Here is a 24687-nt window from a genome sequence, read left to right on the forward strand (position 1 = left end):
GTTACCGTGGAAAGACCGCACCTCATCCCGGGAGAAGAACCATGAAACCAGCGCTCAACAAGGACACGCAGCTGTGCATCTCGCTCGCGGCCCGCCCGAGCAACATCGGCACCCGTTTCCACAACTACCTCTACGACGAGCTCGGCCTCGACTTCATCTACAAGGCATTCACGACAACCGACATCACCGCGGCGATCGGCGGCGTGCGGGCGCTCGGCATCCGCGGCTGCTCCGTGTCGATGCCCTTCAAAGAGGACGTCATCGCGCTCGTCGACGAGATGGATGCCTCCGCGACCGCCATCCGCTCGGTGAACACCATCGTCAACGACAACGGGGTCCTGAAGGCGTCGAACACAGACTACCTGGCCATTGCCGAGCTCATCGCCGAGCACGGCATCGATCCGGGCACACCGTTCCTGCTCCGAGGGAGCGGTGGAATGGGGAAGGCCGTCGGTGCGGCCTTCCGGGACGCCGGTTTCTCCGACGGAACCATCATCGCCCGCAACGAGACCAGCGGTCGCCTGCTCGCTGACGAGCTCGGCTACCGGTGGCTGCCGGACCCGGGAGCCGAGACCGCACCGCTGATCGTCAACGTGACCCCGAACGGGATGAGCGGTGGCGCAGAGTCCGAGAGCCTCGCATACCCGCTCGGCACCGTCGACGCGGCCACGACCGTCTTCGATGTGGTCGCCCTTCCGGCGGAAACGCCCCTGATCCGCGCGGCGCGTGCGGCCGGGAAGCGGGTCGTGACCGGGGCCGAGGTCATCGCGCTGCAGGCCGCTCACCAGTTCGAGCTGTACACCGGGGTGCGGCCGACCCCGGAGCAGGTGCTCGCGGCATCCGCTTTCTCGCGTCAGTAGAGGGCGGCACCGGCGGGAGGCCGTCTCAATACAGGAATTCGGCGTCGAAGGAATCAAGGTCGACCCTGACGCCGTTCAGGGTGCGCTCGAACTCCTGCTGCACGCCGATCCGCAGGTTGCCCGAGTCATTCCAGCCGCCGTACGGCACCGGTTCGGGTGCGAGGACGTCGGCAGTCCAGCTCGGATAGTCGAGGGGACCGGTTGCGGTGTCCCACAGGGCGACGTCGGAGAATTCGGTCGTTTCTCCCATCAGGAGCGGCCACATCGCCGCTCCGCTATAGACGACCGGGCGCACTCCGAGCTCCTGCACCCCCGTGATCATGTCCCGGGTGAGGGGCGGGCTGCCGGTCTCGATGTCGAGGGCGAAGAACTGGAGCCGGGTGCTGTACGGACCCGTCGCAGCGATGCCGGCCTGCCAGCAGGCGGGATTGCGGGTGTATGCGGCGACCTTCAGCCCGGCGTCGAGGGCCATCTGCAGTTGCGGCTGGGCGTGGGCCGCGGGGGTGCAGGTGCCCCAGTCGGTCGACGCCAGAATGTAGAGCCGGAATCCCTCGGCATAGGCTGCGGTGAACCACGCCGGGTCGGTGATGACCTGGTCGGAGTCGAGGGCCTTCACCGAGGACACTGCCGCGGCAGCGGGGACTGTCTCTGACACGGAGTGCGCGGCAGCTGCAGCGGTTGCTACTGTCCGGACCTCCGCCTCGGCGCGCGGCGCGGCCGCCGTGACACCCGCGACGATGAGCGCCGCCGCCAGGATGCCGACGCCGGCTCTCCTTCCGATCCGACCCGGTCGCACTATCGAGGCCTGCGTAATCCTGCCCATTCGTCACTCCACGTTCGGGTCGCGCGAGGTTTGAGCTTTCACTTTCGGCATCCAGTGTGCTGCGCCCCCGCGGGCCACGGAAGTCCGTCCCGGCGATTTCCCAGCCTCGAGCGAAGCGCTGTTTCCGTCCGCCGGCCCGGTCGCCTCAGGAGGACGGCGCCGTGAAGTCAAGGTCGGCAGTGGTCACCGTGCCCGCTGTCCGCCCGGGGGCCGTGTGGTATTCCCAGTACAGGTTGGTGTGGGCGATCACCAGGTCCGGCGGCGGCGCACCAAAGCCGCTCAGGTCCTCGGTGGTGTGGGCATCACTGACGAGGATGGCGTCGTAGCCGCGGACGATCGCGCCGTGGAGCGTCGACCGGATGCACTCATCCGTTTGCGCACCGGCGATCACAAGACCGCCGATGCCGCGTTCGGCGAGCACGGACTCGAGGTCGGTGTCCTCGAAGGCGTCGGCGTACGCCTTGTGCACGAGCGGTTCCGCCTCGAGGCGCACGAGTTCGGGTACGAGCTGCCAGGAAGCACTCCCCTGCGGCTGGTCGTCGTTGTGGTGCTGCACCCAGATGAGGTCGACGCCGGCGGCTCGCGCCTTGTCGACGACGGTGCTGACGTTCCCGACGATCGCGTCCCGATCGTAGGCGTCTTTCACGAAACCGGTCTGGACGTCGATGACGAGCAGAGCGGTGTTCGGCCGGTTGTCGAGGGTGGTCACGATTCCTCCTCAGAAGCTGTCGGACGGTGTCACGAGGCCACGCTACGCCGCGGCGCCGTTCGCCGCGAGTGGCTGTCGCTCCTTGATACAGTGACGACCATGGACATGCGACTGGAGCTTGTGCCGTTGCCCGTTGCGGACGTCGAACGGAGCAAGGCCTTCTACGTGGATGTTGTCGGCTTCCACCTGGATCACGATGTGCAGCCAGGCAACGGAATGCGGATCGTGCAGCTGACCCCTCCGGGCTCGGCGTGCTCCGTGGTCATCGGGACCGGCATGGGGAATGGACCTGAGCACGGCACGGTCAAGAACCTGCACCTGGTCGTCTCCGACATCGGCGCAGCACGGGACGAACTCGTGAACCGTGGCCTGCAGATCACCGAGATCCACGACATGGGTGGCGTCAAGTACGCGTACTTCAGCGATCCTGACGGCAACTCCTGGGCGCTTCAGGAAATCGGCCGGTACGCGAAGCCTGCCTGACGCGCACCCGAACCCGCTTCGTACCAGCTCGTGGAGCTTCCCAGGCTGATCTCGTGATCCACGCCGAAAGGAAGCACCATGAAGGCCTTTGTCATCACCGCGCCCGGGGAAGCATCCGTGCAGGATGTCGCCCCGCCGGTTGCGGGACCCGGCCAGGTCGTCGTCGATGTCGCGAGAGTCGGCGTCTGCGGAACCGACGTCGAGTTCTTCACCGGCGAGATGCAGTACCTGCACGACGGCAAGGCCCGGTACCCGATGCGGATCGGCCATGAGTGGACAGGGACCGTAACCGCGCTCGGCGATGGCGTCGACGGGCGGTGGCTCGGTCGCCGGGTCACCGGTGACACCATGCTCGGCTGCGGGGTGTGCCGTCGGTGCCTCCGCGGCCTGCAGCATGTCTGCGAGTTCCGCTTCGAGGTCGGCATCCTCGGCGGCTTCCCCGGTGCCCTCGCCGAACAGCTCGCGGTGCCCGCCACCTCGCTGTTCGAGCTGCCCGACACCGCCGACGACGTGCTCGGCGCGCTCGTCGAACCGGGCGGTAACGCGCTGCGTTCCGTTCGGGGTGCAGCACTGGAACCCGGCGACCGGGCGCTCGTCCTCGGAGCGGGCACGATCGGTCTGCTCATCGCCTTGTTCGCCCGGCAGCAGGGTGCAGAGGTGCACGTGATGGGACGGTCCGCGCGCTCACTGGACTACGCCAGGAGCCTCGGCTTCGACGGAGTCTGGACCGACGCCGACCTGCCGGAGTCGCCCTTCGACGCCGTCATCGACGCCTCCAACGCGGCCGCCCTGCCCGCCCGCGCCCTCGACCTGGTCGAGCCGGGGAAGCGCGTGGTCTACGTCGGTCTCGCCGGCAGCCCGAGCCTGATCGACACCCGAACCCTCGCTCTCAAGGACGTGACGGTGGTCGGCATCCTGAGCGCCTCCCCGGGGCTCAGGGGCACAATCGACCTCTACGCGAGCGGTGCCGTCGACCCGCGCCCGCTCGTCGCCGCGACGGTCGGGCTCAGCGGTGTGCGAGAGATCCTGGCCGGGCATCGCCCCGCCGGCGCCGGCCTCGGTCCCAAACTGCACGTCGACCCCCGGCTCGCCTGACGTCGTTCCCGACAACGCCGCCAAAAACGACACCGCCCCGCACTGCACCGATTCGATTCGATTCGACGGAGCGTCTCCCGCGCCGGCGTTCGCGAGAGTGCGCTTTCGGCCGTTGAATCGCAGGCAAAGTCAAGCGGCCTTCAGGGCCACACGTGCACTCTCGCGGCACGGCGGGGCGAGCGGATGCGGGGCGACGCGGGAATGTGGAGCGGTGCAGGTCAGGCGAGCAGCTTCTCGAAGCAGAACGAGTGTGGGATCGCCTCGATGTACGGTTCGTAGATCGGGATCGGCGTGTAGCCGATCTTCTCGTAGAGGGCGACCGCATCCGGTTGCTTGCTGCCGGTCTGCAGGATGAGCCGCGGCACGCCGGCGGCACGGGCGATGCGCTCGAGCTCGTTCATCAGAGCACGGCCGACCCCGCGCCCGCGCTGGTCGTCGGAGACGATCACGCGCTTGACCTCCCAGTCGCCATCATGGGTGCGCAGGGCCGCGTGGGCGATGAGGGTGACGTCGCCGTCGACCACGAGCACGGTCGCGAGAATGTCGGCGGGGTCGATCCTGAGCGCCGCGGTCACGGCGTCATCGAGTTCGGGGCTGCCAGGGCCGGCGTAGCGCGCGGTCATCTCCACGTCCATCCGCGCGCGCAGCACGGCGGCGCGCGGGTCGTCCCACTCCACCCGCTCGAAACGGAACAGGCGTTCGGTACTGCCACTCATCGTCGGGTCCTTCGTCTGCGTCTGCTCGGGTGTGTGCAGTGCGATCTCTGCAATCGCACAGCCTACCGACCCGGGGGCGGATGCCGCCGCGTCCACCCCCCCGGGGCGTGGCCGGGGCGGATGCCGTCAGGTCCACCTCCGGGGCATGGCCGGGCCGGGACAGGCGAGGTTAGACGCTCGCGGCGAGGCCCTCCGCGAGCGGCGTCGTCGGCCGTCCGATCAGGCGGGCCAGGTCGCCGCTCGTCTCGCCGAGCAGCCCGTCGCGGATGTTGGCGTCGAGACCGACGACGAAGCCCACCGTGCCCTCGTCGAGGCCGAAGGACGCGAGCAGCTCCGCGTGTGCTGCGGGTGTCAGGTTCCGGAAGGCCACCGATGAGTCGATGAGGGTTCCGATCGTGGCTGCGAGTTCGGCGAAGTCCCAGGCGTGGTCGCCCGAGAGCTCGAGGGTCTTGCCCGCGAGCGAGTCGTCGAGGATGGCCGCGGCCGCGGCATCCGCATAGTCGGCCCGGCTCGCGCTCGCGACCCGGCCGTCGCCGACGCTCGCGACGATCTCGCCGGCCTGGCGTGCCTTCTCGATTTCACCGGTGTAGTTCTCGGTGTACCAACCGTTGCGCAGGATGGTGAAGGGGACCCCCGAGGCGATCAGGAACTCCTCGGTGGCCTTGTGCTCCGGGGCCAGCAGGAGCGCGGAGGTCGTTGCCTTCGGGGCGCTCGTGTAGACGATGCGCCCGACGCCGGCGGCCTGGGCGGCCGCGATCACGGCGGTGTGCTGCGGCACGCGCTGGCCGACCTCGCTGCCGGAGACGAGCATCAGCACGTCGCCCGGTTCGACGACGGCGGTCACGGTCTCGGGGTTGCCGTAGTCGAGGACTGCGGTGCGCACGCCGAGTGCGGCGAGAGCGGACAGCTTGTCGACATTGCGGGCTGTCGCGACGATGCTCTCCGGGGCCGCGCCGCGGGCGAGGAGGGATTCGACGATGAGGTGGCCGAGGTGACCAGAGGTGGCGGTGACGATGTATGACATGTGTTGTCCTTTCGGTGGCGTGTCAGAGTCAACCACAGGACGGTCGAGTACCTTCCCGCGCACAGGTACCCACCTTTAGGTAAGCTACCTGCATGAAGGTTAGTTTCGACGTCTCGCGGGCGCGTCCCGGCGCCGTCGCCGGCGTCTACCCGGCCAAATGCGCCACGCGCACCGTGCTCGACCACGTCACGAGCAAGTGGGGCGTGCTCATCCTGCTCGCCCTGCAGCAGGACTCGCTCCGCTGGGGCGAGCTCCGGCGGTCCATCGAGGGCATCAGCGAGAAGATGCTCGCATCGACCCTGCGCACCCTCGAGTCAGACGGCTTCGTGAACCGGGAGGCGCAGGCGACGATCCCGCCGCGCGTCGACTATGAACTGACGGCCAGGGGCCACGAGCTCGCCGACCGCCTCGTCCCCCTGATGGACTGGATCGCGGACAACGCCGACGAGATCACCGGCACGCCCGCTTTCGCGGGCGGCGCGGGCGCTTGTGGTCAGATGGTGGTACTGACGATCGAGGGCGCGAGTGAGGGAACGCACCTGCTTCATCTGCTCTTCATCCGCGCGGCATTGGCGCTCCCGCTCGAAGTCATCCTTGCAGCCCGTCCCGTAGGCGAGGGAGATCGCTCGCAGCGCCCTGCCGCTCCGTTCTGCAGCGAGGAGCGCGGCCAGCCGTTCCGATTCCGCGGCAAGGGATGCCCGCTCTGCTACGAGACGTTCGAGTCGGGGATCCATATGCGCGCCTTTGCTCACGGGGAAGTCAACGGTCATCAGAGCCCGCCGACGTCAAATGATTATAGAGAGTGGATTCTCGATACAGGCCACGAACTGCGCCATCCATTCGGCGGCCACCGCACCGTCGACCACACGGTGATCGGCCGAGAGGGTGACGGTCATCACGGTGCCGACCGAGAGCTGTCCCGCGTCGACGACCGGCCGTTGTTTCGCGGCGCCGACGGCGAGAATGCCGGACTGGGGCGGGTTCAGGATGGCCGAGAACTGGTCGACCGCGAACATGCCGAGATTCGAGACGGCAAAGCTGCCGCCCTCGAGTTCCTCTTGCCTCAGCTTCCCCTTCCGCGCCCGTCCGGCGAGGTCGGCGACCCTCTCGCTGATGCTCGTCAGCGTGAGGCCTTCGACGCCACGCAGGACCGGAGTGAGCAGTCCTGTTTCGGTGGACACCGCCACCGAGAGATCGACGTGCTCGAATCGTCTCGTAGCGGTCTCGGTCCAGATCACGTTCGCCGCGGGCACCCGGACGAGCGCTACCGCGACGGCCTTGACCACAAAGTCGTTGACCGAGATCTTCCGCGGCGACGTCGCGTTGATCTCGCCGCGGAGGGTGAGGAGGCGCTCGACGCGGCAGTCCGCCGTGATGTAGAAGTGTGGAACCGTCGACTTGCTCTCGGTCAGGCGGCGCGCGATCGCCCGTCGCATCCCCGTGTGGGGAACATCGGTGAACCCGGAGGCGTCGACCACGGATGTGCCGGTGGTGCGGGCCGAGGGTGCCGCTGGAACGGACACCGCAGGAGACGCCACAGGCATGACGGGCTCGGGCCGGGACTCGGCTGCAGTCACGGGCGCGGGCTTGAGGGTGTCGAGGTCCCGGCGCACGATCCGCCCGTTCGGGCCACTGCCGACGACGCGGGATAGGTCGAGCGCGCGTTCCCTGGCGATGCGGCGCACGAGCGGACTGGCGAATTGACGCTGGCCGCTGGCTGCGGCGAGCGGTACCTGCGCCCCGTCCGGGGCCGATTCGACCGGGACCACTCCGACCGGCGTCGCCGCCTCCGCGGCCGCCGTCACCGGGGTCGCAGGCCCTGCCTGCTCCGGGACGTCCCCGGCGAGGAAGGCATCGATGTCCGACTCCGCCTCACCGACGGCGGCGATCACGCCGATCGGCACGCCCACTTCGACGGGCACGCCCTCGGGGACGATGACGCGCGCGAGCACACCTTCCGTTTCGGCGCGGTACTCGACGACCGCCTTCTCCGTTTCGATCTCGGCGAGCGGCTGGCCGATCGCCACAGTGTCGCCCACCTTCACCAGCCAGGTCTGGATGGCGGCTTCTGCGGCATTGGCGAGCACCTCCGGCATGCGCACGAGCGTTGCCATCAGCGGGTTCCCAGACCGAGCTTGATGATCTCGAGGCCGGCGACGACGTCCTCGGTGCGCGCAATGGCCGCCCGCTCGAGCACGCGTGAGATGCTCGGGCTTGCCTCGCCGCCGGTCACGCGTTCGACCGGCTGGTCGAGGTAGTCGAAGAACCGGCGTTGGATCTCATCGGACAGCCAGGCACCATACGACGTGCCGCGGGCCCCCTGTTCGACGATGAGCACGCTGTTGGTCTTGCGGATGCTCGTGCCGATGGTCTCCCAGTCGATCGAGGCCCGGTCGAGCCAGCGCAAGTCGACGACGTCGGCGCTCATGCCGGTCAGTTCGACGGCCTCGATGGAGTGCTTGACCATGGACAGGTAGCTGATCACGGTGACGTCGGTGCCTTCACGGCGCAGGGCCGCCTTCCCCAGCGGGATGAAGTAGTCGAGGTCGCCGGCGGGCACGTCACCGCTGTCGGCATAGAGGTCGACATGCTCGATGACGAGCACCGGGTCCTGCAGGGCCAAAGCGGTGTTCATCAGGCCGATGTAGTCAGCCGCCGATGACGGTGCGACGATCCGCCAGCCGGGGCTCGTCGCGAAGATGCCCGCGGGGTCCATCAGGTGCTGCGAGCCGTAGCCGCTTCCCATCGCGACCTTCGTGCGCAGCACGAGGGGCACCGGGTTCTCGCCGCCGAACATGTGCCGCGCCTTGCCGATCTGGTTGAAGACCTGGTCGGCGGCCACCCACATGAAGTCCGGATACATGAACTCGACGACCGGGCGGTAGCGCCCGTCGAGCGCCATGCCGCCGCCGAGGCCGGCGAAGGCGTTCTCGCTGATCGGTGTGCCGAGCACCCGGCCCTCGAACTTCTTCGCAAGCCCCTTGGTGGCACCGTTCGTGCCGCCGTTGAGGCGGTGCACATCTTCGCCGAGCACGACGATCCGCGCGTCCTCTGCCATGCGGCGGTCCATCACGCCGGCGACGGCGTCGACGAACTTCTTCGTTTCGAGCTCGCCCCGGTATTCGGTCGGCTCGAGTGTGCGCAGTCCGGTCAGTTCGCTCGCGTCGCCCCGCACCCCGACGTTGACGAAGTCGACGTCGGGCCACAGTTCCGGGCGGATGCGGCGCTTGCCGGCCGACTCCGGGTCGGCCTCGAGCAGCTGGGCAACGGCATCCCGCATCGCGGACTGGGCCTGCTCGCGCACCGCGGCGATGCCGGCTGTGTCGATCTGGCCCAGCGCGATCATCTCTCGGGCGACCCGGTCCAGCGGGTCACGGACCCGCCAGGCCGCCTCTTCCTCCTTGGTCCGGTAGCCGAAGGCGCTGCCCGGGTACGGTCCGTTCTGGTGGAAGAAGCGGTAGACCTCGACCTCGACGACCGCGGGTCCCTGGCCGGACCGCATCACCTGTTCCGCTTCCTTCGTCGCCAGGTGCACGGCGAGCGGGTCCATACCGTCGACGCGCCAGCTGGGAATGCCGAACCCGAGCGCGCGGGCAGAGAGCCGGGGCTCACCGGTCGACTCGGCCACCGTGGTCGACACGGCGTAGAGGTTGTTCTCGATGAAGAAGGCAAGCGGCAGCTTCCACGCCGAAGCGAGGTTCATCGTTTCAAGCACCGAGCCGATGTTGGTCGCGCCGTCCCCGAAGTAGCTCACCGTGACATCCGTCGTTCCCGCGTGCTTCTGGGCCCAGGCGTTGCCGGCCGCGAGCGGAACCCCGCCGCCGACGATCGCGTTGGTGCCGAGCGCGCCGGCCTCGAACCACTGCAGGTGCATCGAGCCGCCGCGGCCCCGGCAGTAGCCCTGGGCGAGCCCGAGAATCTCGGCGAGGGTGCGCTGCAGCACGGTCTGAATGTCCGCGGTCACGAGCGCCGCGGGGTCGAGGGCGCCGCCGGAGACATGGTTGATCGCCTTGGCGAGGAACTGGTGGTGCCCTCGGTGCGAGCCGTTGATCGCATCCGTCGACCCGAGGCCGACGATCGAGCCGACCGCCCCGCCCTCCTGGCCGATGCTGGAGTGCGCTGGCCCGTGCACGAGGCCCTCGCCGGCGAGTTCGAGCACGGTTTCTTCGAAGGCACGGATGAGATGCAGCTGGCCGAGCATGGTGGCCAGGAGTGCCGGGTCCGCACTCGCCCAGTCCTGCGCCGTGGTGCTGAGTTCGATCCACGGGGCCAGGGGATCCAAACGTCGTCGTTCAGGCATGTGCCGGTCTCCATTGGTCGTGTCGATCGCGGGGATCGACTACATGTGACCAACACTGTATCGTTGATTGAATCCAATGCCAAGGATTGTCCGCAATATCTCCGATCTGGATGCACGCATTTCGGGTCTTTGGATACAATGAGAGAAATCAACGACGAACGAAGGAGTTCTCGATGGTCCACGGCATCCCGGGTCTGCGCGGCACGGAACACATCGGTTTCACGGTTCCCGACCTCGACGAGGCCGAGCGGTTCCTGGTCGACGTGATCGGCTGCGAGCTCGTCTACGCGCTCGGGCCGTTCGCCCACCCCGACGACGAGTGGATGCTCGAGCACCTCGGCGTGCACCCGCGCACGGTGATGCGCGAACTCCGCTTCTTCCGGTGCGGTCACGGGCCGAACTTCGAGGTCTTCCAGTACGAGCCGGCGGATGCCGCTGCTCCCGAACCGAGGAACAGCGACATCGGCGGGCATCACCTGGCGTTCTACGTGGACGACTTCGATGCCGCCCTCGAGCACCTGCGGGAGCACGGTGTGGAGATCATGGGTGCACCGACGTCGAGCTCCAGCTGGAGCACCGGCCAGCGCTGGGTCTACTTCCGCAGCCCCTGGGGCATGCAGTTCGAGCTCGTGAGCTACCCGGACGGCAAGGCCTACGAAAAGGATGCTGCCACTAAACTGTGGCATCCGGCCCACCCCGCCGAATGACCGACACCACCGACCGGACGGACCCCATGGCCAGCGCCCCCAGCCGCGACGGCAGCGCCGGCAGCCGTATCGCCGCGCGATTGCGGGACGAGATCCTGTCCGGCGCATACGCCCCCGGCACCCGGATCCGCCAGGAGGACGTCGCCGAACAGTTCGGCGCGAGCCGGCTCCCCGTTCGCGAGGCGCTGCGCATCCTGGAATCCGATGGCCTCGTCACCCTCGTCGCGAACACCGGCGCCTGGGTCTCCCACCTGAGCCTCGCGGAGTGCGAGGAGATGTACCAGATCCGCGAGCGCATCGAACCCCTGCTGCTGCGCTACAGCCTGCCCAATCTGTCGCCGGAGACCCTCGGCCGCCTGCAGGAACTCGCCGATGAAATGCAGGCCGGCACGGACGTCGAAACGTTCCTGCGCCTCGACCGCGAGTTCCACCTGCTCTCCTACTCCGGCGCCGTGACGTCCATCCTGGGCGAGACCATCCACCGGTTATGGAACTCGACCCAGCACTATCGACGCGCTTTCACGACCCTGATCGGGCCCGATGTCAACCGCGCCGTCCACTACGAACACCAGTTGCTCGTCGGGGCGCTGAGGCGCGGCGACGGCGACGAGGCCGAGCGGATGCTGGCCGGCCACATCCGCCGCACCAGGCTCGAGCTGTCCACGCATCCGGCGCTCTTCGCCCAGTAGGCGGCCACTCGGGGCGCGGCATCACGAGCCGGCGCGCACGAGCACCTTGACCTGGTCGCCGGTCGGTGACAGCAGCGTGTCGAAGCCCTGGGCCACGACATCCTTCATCGCGATCTGGGCTGTCACGACCTTCTCCACCGGGTACCGACCCCTGTCGATCAGGTCGATGATGCGCGGCCAGTCGGTGACCGGGAAGCACCAGGTGCCCGAGATCGTGATGTCGTGCTCGGAGATGACCATCGGGTCGATGGCCGCAGCCTTCGTGTGCAGCCCGGTCTGGGAGATCCTCCCGGCAGAACGTACCGAGGCGATCGCCGCCTGCAGCGCCCGCTCGTTCCCCGAGCATTCGATCACCGCGTCGACACCGATACCGTCTGTCCGGTCGCGAAGCCAGCCCGGCACGTCGACGGCGGTCGGGTCGAGCACCACTCCGACGTCGAAGCTGCGCACGAGCGCCGCGCGCACCGGATTGACCTCCGAGACGAAGACGTTCGCCCCGAGCGAGGCTGCGTAGAGCGACGCGAGGGCGCCGATCGGACCGGCCCCGGTGATGAGCACGTTGTCGCCGGGGCGCACACGGGCGGTGTCCACCCCGTACGCCGCGACAGCGCCCGGTTCGACGACGGCGCCCTGCCGGTCGGACACGCCGTCGGGGAGCACTGTGACGTTCGCGGCGGGCACGATGGCGAGGTCGGCGATGCCGCCCCACTGGTAGCTGAGCCCGACGGCGGCCATGGTGCGGCAGAGGTGGTTCAGTCCCCTGCGGCAGAAGTAGCAGTGCCCGCAGGACAGCAGCGGCATCACCGACACCCGCTCGCCCGGCCGCACCGCGGTCACCCCGTCGCCGACCTCGACCACTTCGGCCGAGAATTCGTGGCCCAGAATCTGCGAGCCGCACGCCCCGGTGAGCGGATGCGGTTCCCGCGGAATCACGATCGGGCCCTGGGCGTATTCGTGCAGGTCGGTGCCGCAGATGCCGCACCACAACGGCCTGACCAGGATTTCGCCGGCGCGGGGCGACTCGGGAGCCGTGACCTCCTCGACGCGGATGTCGCCGGCTCCGTGGAAGACGGCAGCCCTCATGGACGGGGGTCCAGCAGCTCGGCGCGGACGAACTCGAGTTCGCGGGTCACGTAGTCGGTGATGTCGCCGGTCTTGAGGTGCGCCGGGAGCACGTCCCAGGTATACGTCTCGATTTCCAGGTGGTCGGAGAGCGGTGTCTCACGGTGCATCTGCAGCGCCTGCTGCACGGCGAACCGCGTCGTGACGAACGGGCCGAGTTCCTCGAGGAAGACCGGAACGTGGAAGTGGGTGCGGATCTCGGTGGGCACCGGGTGCTCCTCGAACGCGTCGAGCGCGTCGCCGAGGGTGAGGAACTTCGTGACCGCACCGTCCTGGCGCATCGTCGTCTGGCTCAGGTAGATCGTGTCGGTGAAGACGCGCAGCTGGGGGACGAGTGCAGGAGTGAGGTCCCTGACCCAGAGCGCCGCCGCCTCCTGGAGCTTGAAGATCGGGATCCCGGCGTCGACCAGGCTGCGGAGCGATGCCGGAATATCCTCGAATCCGACGGACTGGTGGCCGATGTCGAAGACGATGCCGAGGTATCGGCGCATCGCACCTTCGGCCTCCGACAGGGGCAGCCCGGCGAGCCGGGCGAGCTCGGCGATGCCCTGCGGCGAGTAGACCCGCTCGGTGAAGAACGCGACGGTCTCCGCCGTGGTCTCCAGGAAGCACGCGGGCTCCGGCTCGAGGGCGAGCTTGACCCGCCGACCCGTGCGCGCCTCGAGCTCGACGAGGTGGGCGACGACCAGGAACAGGTTGGTGGTGAACCGGGCGACGTAGTCGTCGTCCGTGACATTCGGAGCGAACGCGAGTGGGGCCGTCTGGATGCTGGGGCTCACGTCCGCCGGAGCGATCTCCGCGAGGATGTCCGCGACCGAGTTCGTATACGCGACCCTGTCGTCGGTCGACCAGTCCGGTTCATAGACCCGTTCCATCACCAGATCGCCCTTGAACGGCCCATACGGGAACGCGTTCACCGTGTAGACGTACAGGTCGTTGTCGTCGAGGAATGTCCGGAGCTCTGCCCGTTCTCCGGGGCTTGCTGCGAGGGTCTTCGCCGAGTCGGCCGAGATGCGCAGTGAGACGCCGAAGCGCTGATCGGGCGAGACCCGGGCTTTGACGTCGGGGACGAAGGTGTGCAGGCTCTCCTTCATCTCCGCCCACGTGTCGCCCGCGTGCACGAGGGTGGAATATGACAGGTGGCCGAGGCCGCGTCCGAGATCCATGGAGGTCTGGTCCTTTTCCGCCGGTCATCCGGCTCACATCGTCGTGATATCAAGGAAGGGTGTCGTCGTCTAAGACGAGAGTGAACACCCGTTAAGTATTCCTTAACACACAGGCTACGACGGCTCCAGCATCGCTGTCAACCGAACGCCTGACGCGTGCCTTACGGAATGGATCGGCTAAGCGTGCGCGCCGTGAACGAACCAGATTCCCTGGACGTCGATGCTTCCGGTGTTCTTCAGGCTGTGCGGGATCGAGGAATCGAAGCCGAGCGACTCGCCCGCATGCAGCGTGAATGCCTCGTCGCCGATCGTCACCTGCAACTCACCCGCGATGACATAGCCGTACTCGTAGCCGGCGTGGGAGACGGTGTCGCCCTCGTCCGTCGACGTGGCTCCCGGCGCGTAGACGATCTTCATGAAGTTGACGTCGCGCTCCGGCGTGGCGGCAAGACGTTCCCAGTTGACCCCTGCGGCCATGTTGAGCCGCGACCGATGAGAGGGATGCACCACGGAGACCCGGTTCGCATACTCGGACGGATGCCACGCCTCCGAGGGATTCGTCACGTCGCCCCGATTCAGGACTTCTTCGGGGTGGACTGCCGGAACTCCAGGGTCGAGGGCCGGTTTACTCTCGAAGAGGTCGTCGACGGACACGTTCAGCAACTGGGCGAAGGCATACAGGGTCGCGACGGACGGCTGTGACTTGCCGTTCTCGATCTGGGAGACGAAGGAGGGCGAAACGTCGACCTGTCTGGCCAGCTCGCGCAACGTCAGGCCGGCCTTGAGCCTGATGTCTTTCAGCCGAGACCCTAAATTGTCCATCATGTTCCTCTGTCACACATCAGCATGACGACGACGAGGACCTGCCTCGCATCATCATTGAAGCCCGGCTATACACCCCACGCTCCGGAAAAAAGGTGAGTACGGACAAATATACACAGGAAGAGCCCCGAATACCCCGCCACTAGGGCCAAATCGGCGGTTCTGGCGGTTCCGGCGCGGCTTGCCGGGAATTCCAATGTTAAGTATCATTGAACACCTCAGGACGGCGACAAGGAAGTCCCGTCCATCAGGAAAGGATCGACTTGTGACATCCCCCTCAACAGTTCCCCGGCGGCGCGCGCTCATCGTCGGAGCGACGGGCATCACGGGCCAGACGGTCGTGAAGCAGTTGGTCGACGCGGGCTGGGACGTGACCGGCCTCTCGAGGCGAGGCCACTCCGAGACGCCCGGCATCACCGCCGTGACGGCAGACCTCCTGGACCCCGAGTCCCTCGCCGCCGCGCTCACGGGCACCCGACCGGAACTCGTCGTGATCACGGCGTGGGTGAAGCGGGATACCGAGACCGAGAACATCGAGGTCAACAGCGCCCTCGTGCGCAACGTGCTCGCGGCGCTCGAAGGCGAGAAGTCGGTCAGGCACGTGGCCCTGATGACCGGGCTCAAGCACTACCTCGGCCCGTTCGACAACTATGCGACCGGCGTCACCGCGGAGACCCCGTTCCACGAGGACGAGCCACGGCTGCCGCAGCCGAACTTCTACTACGCGCAGGAGGACGAGCTGTTCGGGTCCGCCGCCCGGAACGGCTTCACCTGGAGCGTGCACCGCGCACACACCGTCTTCGGGTTCGCAACGGACAACGCGATGAACATGGTGCTCACCCTCTCCGTCTACGCCGCGATCTGCAAGGAACTCGGGCTGACGTTCACCTTTCCCGGCTCAGCCACCCAGTGGAACGGCGTCACAGACGTCACCGACGTCGACCTGCTCGCCGAGCAGATCATCTGGGCGGGCACGCACCCGGAGGGTGCCAACGAAGCGTTCAACATCGCCAACGGCGACGTCTTCCGCTGGCGCTGGCTCTGGCCGCGGGTCGCCGCGATCTTCGATGTTCCCTGGGCCGGTTTCGAGGGCGAACCCCGCCCGTTGACCGCGCAGATGGCCGGCAAGGACGAGGTCTGGAGCGCCATCGCCGAACGGGAAGGACTCGTCGAAACGGACGTCACCCGCCTCGCTTCCTGGTGGCACACCGACAGCGACCTCGGCCGCAACATCGAGTGCTTCACCGACATGAACAAGAGCCGCCAAGCCGGGTTCCTGGGCTTCCGGTCCACGCCGGACAGCTTCCTCGACAAGGTGGAGCGGTACCGCGCGGCGAAGATCATCCCCTAGGCCGTTTCCCCCAGCCCAAAGACGGATGTCCCGGACAAGCAGCGCTCGTCCGGGACATCCGTCGTTCAGATCTGTTCGCTATGCGGGCAGCACGGCGTCGAATTCGATGTGCGCCTTGATCGTGGTCGCCGGGTGGTGCGCGGCCTCCAGGGCGCCCAGTGCGTCGGCGGCCCCGAACCTCTGGGTGACGAGCGGGCTCAGGTCGATTCCGGTGTGAGCGAGGAAGCGCAGGGTTTCCGGCCACACTCCGGGCGAGCCGACCGAACCGGTGATCTTGAGCTCCTTGGACTGGATGAGCCCGAGCTTCGCCGGCGCCTCGCGCCCGACGTCGATGCCGATGTAGGCGACCCGGCCCCGGAAGGCGGCGAGTTCGAGCGCCTGGGCCATGACGGCCGGCCGGCCGCTCGCCTCGACGACGACATCCGCTCCGCGCCCGTCCGTCTGCTCGTTCAGGAACTCGACGATATCGTCGGGGTGCACGGCGTGGCGGGCGCCGAGTCGCAGCGCGGCATCGCGGCGTTCTGGCGAAGGCTCTACGACGATCGTCACGGCGCCGAGGGCCGAGGCGGCCGCGGTGACGGCGAGTCCGATCGGTCCGGCACCGAGCACGACGAGGGTGTCGCTCGCGTTGACGTTCCCGACCCGCATCAGCGCGTAGTACGCGACGCTGAACGGCTCGACAAGAGCGCCGTTCGTGTACGACACGCTCGCGGGAAGCTTGTGCAGCCATTCGGGCCTGGCCACGAAGAACTCCGCGGCCGCACCGCTGATCGAGAACCCGAAGTGGTCCTCCCCGATGACACACTCGCCGACGACCCGATCGCCGGCCGCGAAGTCCTGCACCCGGTTTCCCACCGCGACCACCTCACCGGACCATTCGTGTCCGGGAATGATCGGGTACTCGAACGGGATGATGTACCGACCCTCGAGCAGGTCGATGTCGGAGTGGCAGACCCCGACGGATCGCGCGGCGACGAGCACTTCGTCGGCTCCGATCGCGGGGATGGGCAGCTCGTCAATCCGGGGAACATTCTGTTCCGCGAAGCGCAGCGCTTTCATAACGGGATTCCAATCGTGGGGACGGGAGAGGGTGCGCGAGGGGTGCGCGTCAGTGTGGATCGAGGTCAGCCGTGTGAATCGACGTCAGCGTGCGTTGACGAGGACCTTGACCTGGTCGCCGGTCGGCGAGAGCAGGGTTTCGAAGCCCTTCTCGACGACATCCGCCATGCTGATCTGGGCGCTCACGACCTTCTCGACCGGGTACCGGCCGCGGGCGATCAGGTCGATGATGCGCGGCCAGTCCGTGACGGGATAGCACCAGGTGCCTGCGAGGGTGATGTCGTGTTCGGAGAGGACCATGGGGTCGATGGCCGCCTGCCTGGTGTGCAGGCCGGTCTGCGAGATGCGCCCGGCCGAGCGCACCGACGCGATGGCCGTCTGGAGGGCCCGTTCGTTGCCCGAGCACTCGATCACCGCGTCGACGCCGATTCCCTCGGTCTGGTCCTTGACCCAGGCGGCGACGTCGATCTGGGACGGATCGATCACCTCGCCCACGTCCAGGCTCCTCGCGAGCGCGACGCGGGTCGGATTGACCTCGGAGATGAACACGCGGGCACCGAGCGCCGAGGCGTAGAGCGAGGCGAGTGCGCCGATCGGACCGGCGCCGGTGATGAGCACGGTGTCCCCCGGCCGGACCTGCGCCGTGTCGACTCCGTAGGCGGCCACGGCTCCCGGCTCGACGAGGGCGCCCTGGAGGTCGGAGACGGAATCGGGCAGCACGCTCACGTGACTGGCCGGCACGACCGCGAGTTCCGAGATTCCTCCGGAGGCGAAGCTCAGGCCGACGCAGGCCATCGACTGGCACAGGTGGTTCAGGCCGCGGCGGCAGTAGTAGCAGCTGCCGCAGTACAGCAACGGCATCACGGACACCCGCTGGCCGACGCGCACCGACCGCACCCCGGAACCCACCTCGAGCACTTCCGCCGAGAACTCGTGCCCGAGAATCTGCGGGGCGGTGGCCCCGGTGAGCGGATGCGGGTGCGAGGGAATGACGATCGGCCCCATGGCGTACTCGTGGAGATCGGTGCCGCAGATGCCGCACCAGTACGGCCGCAGCAGCACGTCGAGGCTGCCGAGGGGTGGCGGCCCGTCCACGTCTTCGATGCGGATGTCGTGCGCGCCGTGGAAAACTGCTGCCTTCATGCTGCCCCTTGTCGTGGATCGAAGAGTACCTTGCCCTCGAGCCGGCCCGTCGCGAGTCGCTCGAGCTGTTCGGCGAGGTCGTCAAGAGGTCGGACGGAGTCGAGAAGTTCGGTGCCCAGATTGGTCGTCGCCAGAATACCCAGAGCGGGGGCGAGGTCGGTGCCGCACACGTGCGCAAGCGTCGTCCGCACGGTGATCTCGCGCATGACGAGCGAATGGATGTCCACAGACTGCTCTGTCGACGGCAGCCCGACCTGGAGGATGGTTCCGCCCTTGCGCACCATCGCGAGGGCATTGTTCAGTTGTCCGGGCGCCCCGCTGGCCTCGACCACGACGTCGGCGCCGAACGGCCCGATGGCCTCGGCGACGCGGGCGGCGGCATCCGCACCTGCCTCGACGACCCGTGTCGCGCCGAGGCGACGGGCTCGCTCGAGCCGCGCCCCCGGGAAGTCGATCACGGTCACGTCGGCGGACACGAGCGATTTCAGCCCGGCGAGCACGAAGGAGCCGATCGCCCCCGCCCCGATCAGGACCACGCGGTCACCGTCACGCACCCCGGACCGACGGGCGGCGTGCAGGCCGACGGCGAGCGGCTGGGCGAAGCCAGCGAGGTCGATCGGAAGTCCCTCGGGAACGAGGACGAGGGTGCTCTCCGGGCAGGAGACGAACTCGGCCATACCGCCGTCGGTGTTGAGCCCCAGTGTGTAGTACCGGTCGCAGAGATTCGTGCGACCTTCCGCACACCGGTCGCAGACGCCGCAGGACACACCCGCACCGCTCGCGACGATGTCGCCGACGGAAAAGTGGCTCGACTCGTCGACCTCGAGGACCTTCCCGACGAATTCGTGGCCGGGAATCATCGGGCCGGTCTGGCCGGTGACGGGGTGGCGGTGCTGCACCGGGAAGGTGAGCGGGCCGGCCTTCCACTCGGTGGCGTCCGTTCCGCACATGCCGCTGCGCAGCACCTCGAGCAGCGCTTCGCCCGGAGCCCGGACGGGCGGGGGCACCTCCTCGAGGCGGACATCGTGATCAGCGTGGTAGACCGCGGCGCGCATCGGCGCCCTACTCGGCTTCGCCGCGACCGGCGGCGGTGTTGAGGTGCGACTGGGAGTCGCGCACCAGGGACAACGGCCCCCCGACGCTGTAGTAGCGCTGGCCGGCAACGAGCAGGTCCTCTGCCGGGAACTTGGTGATCACCTGGCACCCCGTGGCGGTGACGACGACTTCTTCTTCGATGCGGGCCGCCCCGATGCCGTCGGCGGACGGCCAGTAGGTCTCGAGGGCGAAGACCATGCCCTCCACGAGCACCTCCGGGTGGTCGAGGGACACGAGCCGGGAGAAGATCGGCTTCTCCCAGATGGACAGGCCGACGCCGTGGCCGTACTGCAGGGCGAAGGCGGCTTCCTCGTCGGGGAAGCCGAATTCCTGGGCCGTCGGCCAGACCTTGACGATGTCGGCGGTGGTGGCCCCCGGGCGCACGAGCGCGATCGCCCTGTCCATGTACTGGCGGGCGATCTTGTAGGCGTCGTGCTGCGCCCGGCTCGCCGACCCGACCGCGAAGGTGCGGTAGTAGCAGGTGCGGTAGCCCTGGTAGCTGTGCAGGATGTCGAAGAAGGCGGGGTCGCCCGGCCGGATCAACCGGTCGGAGAAGACGTGCGGGTGCGGTGAGCAACGCTCCCCCGAGATGGCGTTCACTCCCTCGACGTACTCAGACCCCAGGTCGTAGAGCACCTTGGAAACCAGCCCGACGGCCTCGTTCTCACGCACGCCCGGCCGCAGGAATTCATACAGGGATTCGTACGCGGCATCCACCATCGACGCGGCCTGCGTGAGCAGCGCGATCTCGTCACCGGTCTTGACCGCCCGGGCGTTGAGGAACACCTGCTGGCCGTCGACGACGCGGATCCCCTCCTTCTGCAGGGCCATCAGGATGGGCAGCTCGATCACGTCGACGCCGAGCGGCTCGTTCTGCAGGCCGAACTTCTCCAGTTCGCGCTTGATCTTCTTGGCGACGCCCTCGGCGATCCCCGCGTCGGGGTGGAAGGCTCCGCGGAGGGTCGAGATTCCGGCGCGGGCACCGTTCTCGGCCCGCGGCCGGACCGCGCCGTGGTGCGGAGCGTGCGGGTCGGCATCCGCTTCGGCCGTCGTGGTCTGCAGCCAGGGGTTGTAGAGCTGGTGGTGCTTGGCCGCGGACCCGAAGTCCCAGACGATCGGGTCGCTGTGCCGGGTGAGCAGCGAGAAGCGGATGAGCTTGTCCATGGCCCAGGTGCCGATGTGGGTCGACGACATGTAGCGGATGTTGGAGAAGTCGAAGGCGAGCACGGCCCCGAGGTCCGAGCCGGACAACTCGCGCCGGAGCTTGGCGAGCCTGTCCGTGCGCAGGCGATCGAACTGGATGCGCTCCTCCCAGTCGACGGCGTTGGTTCCGAAAGTGGCTGTGGTCACGGTCGTGTCATTCCTTTGCTGAGTGTCGTGCAGAGTGTCGTGCAGAGTGCCGGAGGGCGGGCTGCCGGATCAGACGAGGTTCATGCCGCCCTCGACGGGGATGACCTGACCGGTGATGCAGTCGGAATCGCTCGCGGCCAGGAACACCGCTGTGGGCACGATGTCTTCGGGCGCGGCAGGCCGGCCCATCAGGATGTCGCCGGCCATCGAGTCGAAGCGGGAGTCGCCGGCCCCCATTTCGGCGAGCTCGGATGCGCTGCCTGTGACGACGACGGTCTTTTCGGCGAGTCGAATGCCCACGTGTTCTGCTCCTTTGCAGTACGAAGTCTGGTGTCCGGTCGGGGCCGGGGTATCGCAGCAATACTATTTTGTACAGTCTCACTGCACAAGGTGTTGGTTGACATTCAACTCAGCGGCGTCGGGCTTGTCAAGCGAACACTGCCATCGCGGGGGAATCACGTTGAGCAGACCGGGCACTCACGGTAGTGTTCACTGGAACTGCACAAAGGGCGGTTGCGCCCCAATCCGGCGCGACGGAGCGCCCGGCCGCTGGCCGGGATCCGGAAACCTCAGGACAATCTGGAAGGCGTGAACTATGTCGGACATCAGCTTCATCGGACTCGGCGAAATGGGCTCTGCCATGGCAGGCCGGCTCATCGAGTCCGGCCATTCGGTGCACGTCTGGAACCGATCGACCGGTGCGGCGGACGCCCTCGTCGCGGCCGGCGCCACCCGGGCGGTCTCCATCGCCGACGCCCTCAGCGTCGGTACCGTGATCTCGATGCTCGCCAATGACGCTGCCGCCGAGGCCGTCTTCAGTGCGGAGGCCCTCGCGGATGCGCCGGCCGGCACCCTGCACATCAACTGCGCCACGCTCAGCGTCGAGGCGACGGATCGGCTGACCGACCTGCACTCCCTCGCCGGGATCGACTACGTGGCGGCTCCCGTGCTCGGCCGGTCCAATATCGCGGCGGCCGGGAAGCTCAATGTGGTCGCGGCAGGCACGAAGAGCGCCATAGCCAGGGCGCAGCCGTACCTCGACGCGATCGGCAAGCGCACCTGGGCCGTCGGCGAGCGGCCGAGCACGGCAAGCCTGGTCAAGATCGGCGTGAACTACAACCTCATCCACGCGCTCCAGGCCCTCGCCGAGTCGGTGACCCTGGTCGAACACGGTGGAGTCGATGGCATGACGTTCGTCGAGATCCTGACGGATGCCGCGTTCACGGGCAGCGTCTACACGGGCTACGGAAACCTGATCGCCCGCAAGGCATACAGCCCGCCCGGTTTCAGCGTCGGGCTCGGCCTCAAGGACCTGTCCCTCGCGGAGCGGGCTGCTGCTGCGAGCGGCGTCGTGCTCCCGACGGCGCCCGTGTTGCGCGACATGTTCGAGCGGGCTCTCGCCGATCCCGAACTCGCGCCCCTTGACTGGTCGGCCATCGCCGAGATCACCCGCGGGCTCAGCACCGCAGAGTGAAGCTCAAGACAGATGACAGAGCGCCGGGACCGGATCGGGCTCGGCGCTCTGTCGTCTCGGAACCGGTGACCGGGCGGCCTACCTGAGCGCGAAGGACGTCTTCCTGCGCTTGTTGTTGCGTCGTGCGACCGAGTAGACGATCGCCGCCACCAGGATGAGGAGCCCCTGGAACAGGTACTGCCACATCTGGGACAAGCCGAGGAAAGACGTCGCATTGAGGACCTGCACGAGCAGGATGGAACCGAGGAGCGTGCCGATGAAGGTGCCCCGCCCGCCGAGCAGGCTCGTTCCACCGAGCACGACCGCGGTGATGCTCGTGAGCGTGTAGCCGACGCCCTGGGCGGGGTCGCCGACCCCGATCTGCGCCATCAGCATCACGGCACCCACGAACGCGAACAGTGAAGTGGCCACATACGCGAGGATGACGGTCCGGTTGATATTGATGCCGTTCCTGCGCGCCGATTCCTCGTTGGACCCGGTCGCGCGCAGCTTCCAGCCCCAGCGTCGCTTCTTCAGGAAGAACTCGGTCACGAGCGTGGCCGCGACGAGCACGATGAATGCGACAGGCACCGGCCCGAGCTGCCACCCGATGATTCCGGTGACCGTCGAGTTGATGTACCCGTCCGGGGAGCTCCTGAGCAGGAAGCTGAATCCCTGCAACGCGATGTACACGGTCAGCGTCGCGGCGATGGGGGTGAACCGGGCGAACCTGATCAGCGAGCCGTTGACCACCCCGATGACGGCCGCCACGACGATCATGAGCACGAATCCGAGGACGATCATCATCACGGACTTGTCGTCGTTGATGAAGAACGACCCGATCACCACCAGGAACCCGGCGAGGGGCCCGACGGACAGATCGATACCTCCGATCAGCAGCGAGATGGTCTGCCCGAGAGCGATGAAACCGAGCGCCGTGACGAGGGTGAGCACGGAGTAGATGTTGAAGTCGGAGAGGTAGCGGGCGTTCTGGCTGAACAGGAACGACCCGAGCAGTGCGATGACACCGACCAGGAGCACCGCGGGGGTATAGTCGCCCTGCAGGAAACGACGGAGTCCGGAGTGCTTCGAGGCCGATTCATCCGCGACGACGGACACCGATCGGGTCGTCGAGCGGACGGCGGCGTGGATCATGCGTTCTTCGCTGATCGCAGCGCCCTGGAGCACTTCGAGCGCGTGCCCCCGCGACATCACGATGACCTGGTCGCACAGCCCCTCGAGCTCCTTCGCGTCGGATGAGGCGACGACGACGGGGATGCCGGAGGCCGAGACCTCACGCAGGATCCGGTAGATCTCGGCCCGGGCACCCACGTCGACGCCCTGCGTCGGCTCATCGGCCACGACCAGCAGCGGCTCGGAGAGCAGCGCCCGCGCCAGGACGACCTTCTGCTGGTTGCCGCCGGACAGGGAGGAGACGACGGAATCCATCGACGCGGCCTTGACCGCGAGCGAACCGAGCGTCTCGGCCACCGTGCCCAACTCACGCTTGCGGCTGAGCAACGGTCCCCGTTTGAACTTCGCCAGTGCCGAGACGGCGGCGTTCTCGCGCACCGAGAGGGACATCAGGAGGCCCTCGCGGTGCCGATCGGCGGGCATGTATGCCGCCTCCTGCAGGAGTTGCCGGGAGTTCAAGGTCTTGCCGGCGATGGCGACCGTTCCCGTGAAGTAGTCGAGACCGGCGAGCGCGCGCATCAGTTCGCTCTGGCCGTTTCCGACGACCCCGGCGATGCCGATGATCTCGCCCGGGCGGGCGCTGATCGAGATGTTCGCGAATCCCGAGCCGCTCAACCCGTTGATCGAGAAGTTCGTCTCGTCGTCCGGCGAGCCGATGTGCTTGGGCGGGAAGGTCGATTCGAGCTTGCGTCCCACGATCATCGCGAGCAGTTCGTCGTCGGTGATGTCGGCGACGCGGGCGCTGCCGCGGACGCGGCCGTCCCGAAGCACGGTCACCTTGTCGGCGAGCTCACGGACTTCGGCCAGGCGGTGGGTGATGTAGACGACGGCCGTTCCGTTCGACACGGACCTCCGCACACGTTCGAACAGCAGGTCGACGGATCCCTGGCCGAGGGGCGCTGTCGGTTCGTCGAGGATGAGGAGTTTCGGCTTGAGGGCAAGAGCCTTGGCGATCTCGAGCAAGTGCTTCTGGGCAACGGACAGGAGTTCCACGCGATCCTGAAGGTGCACGCTCAGGCCGGCGTCGGCGAGCAGCGCCTGAGCGGTGGCTTCCAGCGACGTACCGGACGCGAGGACCGCGGCGGGCAGGGCGACCTGCAGATTCTCCAGGACGGTCATGTCCGGGAGCACGGCGGGATGCTGGTGGACGATCGCGATTCCGAGCTGCACGGCGATGGCCGGTGTCAGCACGCCGATCGGGATGCCCTCGAAGGTGATGCTGCCCCCGTCGGGTTGCGCCGTACCCGATGCCACGTTCATCAGCGTCGACTTGCCCGCGCCGTTCTCGCCGAGGATGGCGTGGACTTCGCCGGGCAGGATCTCGACGGAAACGTCCGAGAGGGCCGCGACGCCGGAGTAGAGCTTCGAGATGTTGGACATCACGAGGGTTGCGGGGGCGGCGGGCTCGACCTTGTCCGGCGTCGTCACGTCGACGGTGTCGTGGTTGTTCACAGTTGTGACCTTTTCCTGTCTGTGCAATGTGGGGAAACGAACCAGCCGTCGGGTCGGTCGCGACAGTCGCGACC

The 24687-nt window shown here is 67.6% G+C and carries 22 protein-coding genes and 1 pseudogene; 8 read left to right on the top strand and 15 right to left on the bottom strand.

From position 1 onward, the window contains the following. The first annotated feature begins 41 nt into the window (after positions 1-41). Positions 42-860, top strand: a complete 819-nt coding sequence (locus QN357_RS03080) for a shikimate 5-dehydrogenase (protein ID WP_323504526.1) — start codon at positions 42-44, stop codon at positions 858-860. A gap of 25 nt (positions 861-885) precedes the next feature. Here the strand turns inward: QN357_RS03080 and QN357_RS03085 are convergent, their stop codons facing one another. Together QN357_RS03085 and QN357_RS03090 are read right to left on the bottom strand one after the other, a co-directional pair. After that, complete coding sequence (locus tag QN357_RS03085; protein ID WP_323504528.1) at positions 886-1683, bottom strand: hypothetical protein; 798 nt, start codon at positions 1681-1683, stop codon at positions 886-888. Between the two features lie 145 nt (positions 1684-1828). After that, complete coding sequence (locus QN357_RS03090) at positions 1829-2392, bottom strand: isochorismatase family protein (RefSeq protein WP_134449112.1); 564 nt, start codon at positions 2390-2392, stop codon at positions 1829-1831. A gap of 99 nt (positions 2393-2491) precedes the next feature. Between QN357_RS03090 and QN357_RS03095 the strand changes: the two genes are divergently transcribed. Continuing rightward, positions 2492-2875 carry a VOC family protein gene (locus QN357_RS03095; RefSeq protein ID WP_134449113.1) on the top strand — a complete coding sequence of 128 codons (384 nt, stop codon included), beginning with the start codon at positions 2492-2494 and terminating at the stop codon, positions 2873-2875. 78 nt (positions 2876-2953) lie between these two features. Next, on the top strand, positions 2954-3970 hold the full coding sequence (locus QN357_RS03100) for a zinc-dependent alcohol dehydrogenase (RefSeq protein ID WP_323504532.1): 1017 nt from the start codon (positions 2954-2956) through the stop codon (positions 3968-3970). Between the two features lie 218 nt (positions 3971-4188). On the opposite strand, the gene QN357_RS03105 is transcribed toward QN357_RS03100, so the two are convergent. Both QN357_RS03105 and QN357_RS03110 read right to left on the bottom strand, forming a co-directional pair. Beyond that, positions 4189-4686, bottom strand: a complete 498-nt coding sequence (locus tag QN357_RS03105) for a GNAT family N-acetyltransferase (protein ID WP_323504534.1) — start codon at positions 4684-4686, stop codon at positions 4189-4191. Between the two features lie 169 nt (positions 4687-4855). Then, positions 4856-5710: an NAD(P)H-binding protein gene (locus QN357_RS03110; RefSeq protein ID WP_323504535.1), complete on the bottom strand. Its 855-nt coding sequence runs from the start codon at positions 5708-5710 to the stop codon at positions 4856-4858. A 92-nt stretch (positions 5711-5802) separates the two neighbouring features. Here QN357_RS03110 and QN357_RS03115 point away from each other — a divergent pair. Beyond that, positions 5803-6162 (top strand): annotated as a pseudogene (locus tag QN357_RS03115) (winged helix-turn-helix transcriptional regulator); the annotation flags it as partial. Between the two features lie 333 nt (positions 6163-6495). Here the strand turns inward: QN357_RS03115 and QN357_RS03120 are convergent. After that, complete coding sequence (locus QN357_RS03120; RefSeq protein ID WP_322188787.1) at positions 6496-7824, bottom strand: 2-oxo acid dehydrogenase subunit E2; 1329 nt, start codon at positions 7822-7824, stop codon at positions 6496-6498. Further along, positions 7824-10010 carry an alpha-ketoacid dehydrogenase subunit alpha/beta gene (locus tag QN357_RS03125; protein ID WP_323504536.1) on the bottom strand — a complete coding sequence of 729 codons (2187 nt, stop codon included), beginning with the start codon at positions 10008-10010 and terminating at the stop codon, positions 7824-7826. The genes QN357_RS03120 and QN357_RS03125 overlap by 1 nt, the downstream gene beginning before the upstream one ends. A 173-nt stretch (positions 10011-10183) precedes the next feature. Here QN357_RS03125 and QN357_RS03130 point away from each other — a divergent pair, with 173 nt between their 5' ends. Together QN357_RS03130 and QN357_RS03135 are read left to right on the top strand one after the other, a co-directional pair. Next, entirely contained in the window at positions 10184-10717 is a 534-nt protein-coding gene (locus tag QN357_RS03130; RefSeq protein ID WP_323504537.1) for a VOC family protein, read from the top strand. Next, positions 10714-11406: a GntR family transcriptional regulator gene (locus QN357_RS03135; RefSeq protein WP_322136957.1), complete on the top strand. Its 693-nt coding sequence runs from the start codon at positions 10714-10716 to the stop codon at positions 11404-11406. The genes QN357_RS03130 and QN357_RS03135 overlap by 4 nt, the downstream gene beginning before the upstream one ends. Positions 11407-11427: 21 nt before the next feature. Here the strand turns inward: QN357_RS03135 and QN357_RS03140 are convergent, their stop codons facing one another. The 3 genes from QN357_RS03140 to QN357_RS03150 form a co-directional block, all read right to left on the bottom strand. Next, positions 11428-12489 (bottom strand): 2,3-butanediol dehydrogenase, encoded by a 1062-nt coding sequence (locus QN357_RS03140; protein WP_323504538.1) that lies wholly within the window; start codon positions 12487-12489, stop codon positions 11428-11430. Beyond that, positions 12486-13694 carry a metabolite traffic protein EboE gene (gene eboE, locus QN357_RS03145; RefSeq protein WP_322188795.1) on the bottom strand — a complete coding sequence of 403 codons (1209 nt, stop codon included), beginning with the start codon at positions 13692-13694 and terminating at the stop codon, positions 12486-12488. The genes QN357_RS03140 and eboE overlap by 4 nt, the downstream gene beginning before the upstream one ends. 177 nt (positions 13695-13871) lie before the next feature. Then, positions 13872-14519, bottom strand: coding sequence for a helix-turn-helix domain-containing protein (locus QN357_RS03150; protein WP_134449124.1), 648 nt, complete (start codon positions 14517-14519; stop codon positions 13872-13874). Positions 14520-14781: 262 nt separating this feature from the next. Here QN357_RS03150 and QN357_RS03155 point away from each other — a divergent pair, with 262 nt between their 5' ends. After that, positions 14782-15867 carry an SDR family oxidoreductase gene (locus tag QN357_RS03155; RefSeq protein WP_241975243.1) on the top strand — a complete coding sequence of 362 codons (1086 nt, stop codon included), beginning with the start codon at positions 14782-14784 and terminating at the stop codon, positions 15865-15867. Positions 15868-15945: 78 nt separating this feature from the next. Here QN357_RS03155 and QN357_RS03160 read toward each other — a convergent pair whose 3' ends face one another. The 5 genes from QN357_RS03160 to QN357_RS03180 form a co-directional block, all read right to left on the bottom strand. Continuing rightward, positions 15946-16926, bottom strand: a complete 981-nt coding sequence (locus QN357_RS03160; protein WP_134558322.1) for a zinc-dependent alcohol dehydrogenase — start codon at positions 16924-16926, stop codon at positions 15946-15948. A gap of 84 nt (positions 16927-17010) precedes the next feature. After that, positions 17011-18069 carry a 2,3-butanediol dehydrogenase gene (locus QN357_RS03165; RefSeq protein ID WP_323504539.1) on the bottom strand — a complete coding sequence of 353 codons (1059 nt, stop codon included), beginning with the start codon at positions 18067-18069 and terminating at the stop codon, positions 17011-17013. Further along, positions 18066-19124 (bottom strand): zinc-dependent alcohol dehydrogenase, encoded by a 1059-nt coding sequence (locus QN357_RS03170; RefSeq protein ID WP_323504540.1) that lies wholly within the window; start codon positions 19122-19124, stop codon positions 18066-18068. The genes QN357_RS03165 and QN357_RS03170 overlap by 4 nt, the downstream gene beginning before the upstream one ends. A 7-nt stretch (positions 19125-19131) precedes the next feature. Then, entirely contained in the window at positions 19132-20514 is a 1383-nt protein-coding gene (locus QN357_RS03175) for a M24 family metallopeptidase (RefSeq protein ID WP_134449129.1), read from the bottom strand. Between the two features lie 69 nt (positions 20515-20583). Further along, positions 20584-20814 carry an SDR family oxidoreductase gene (locus QN357_RS03180; protein WP_134449130.1) on the bottom strand — a complete coding sequence of 77 codons (231 nt, stop codon included), beginning with the start codon at positions 20812-20814 and terminating at the stop codon, positions 20584-20586. A gap of 295 nt (positions 20815-21109) precedes the next feature. Between QN357_RS03180 and QN357_RS03185 the strand changes: the two genes are divergently transcribed. Continuing rightward, positions 21110-21988, top strand: a complete 879-nt coding sequence (locus QN357_RS03185; protein WP_134449131.1) for an NAD(P)-dependent oxidoreductase — start codon at positions 21110-21112, stop codon at positions 21986-21988. A gap of 78 nt (positions 21989-22066) precedes the next feature. On the opposite strand, the gene QN357_RS03190 is transcribed toward QN357_RS03185, so the two are convergent. Beyond that, entirely contained in the window at positions 22067-24613 is a 2547-nt protein-coding gene (locus tag QN357_RS03190; RefSeq protein WP_323504541.1) for an ATP-binding cassette domain-containing protein, read from the bottom strand. Between the last annotated feature and the right edge of the window lie 74 nt (positions 24614-24687).

The sequence above is a fragment of the Cryobacterium sp. RTC2.1 genome (assembly GCF_035018685.1).
Taxonomy (GTDB): domain Bacteria; phylum Actinomycetota; class Actinomycetes; order Actinomycetales; family Microbacteriaceae; genus Cryobacterium; species Cryobacterium glucosi.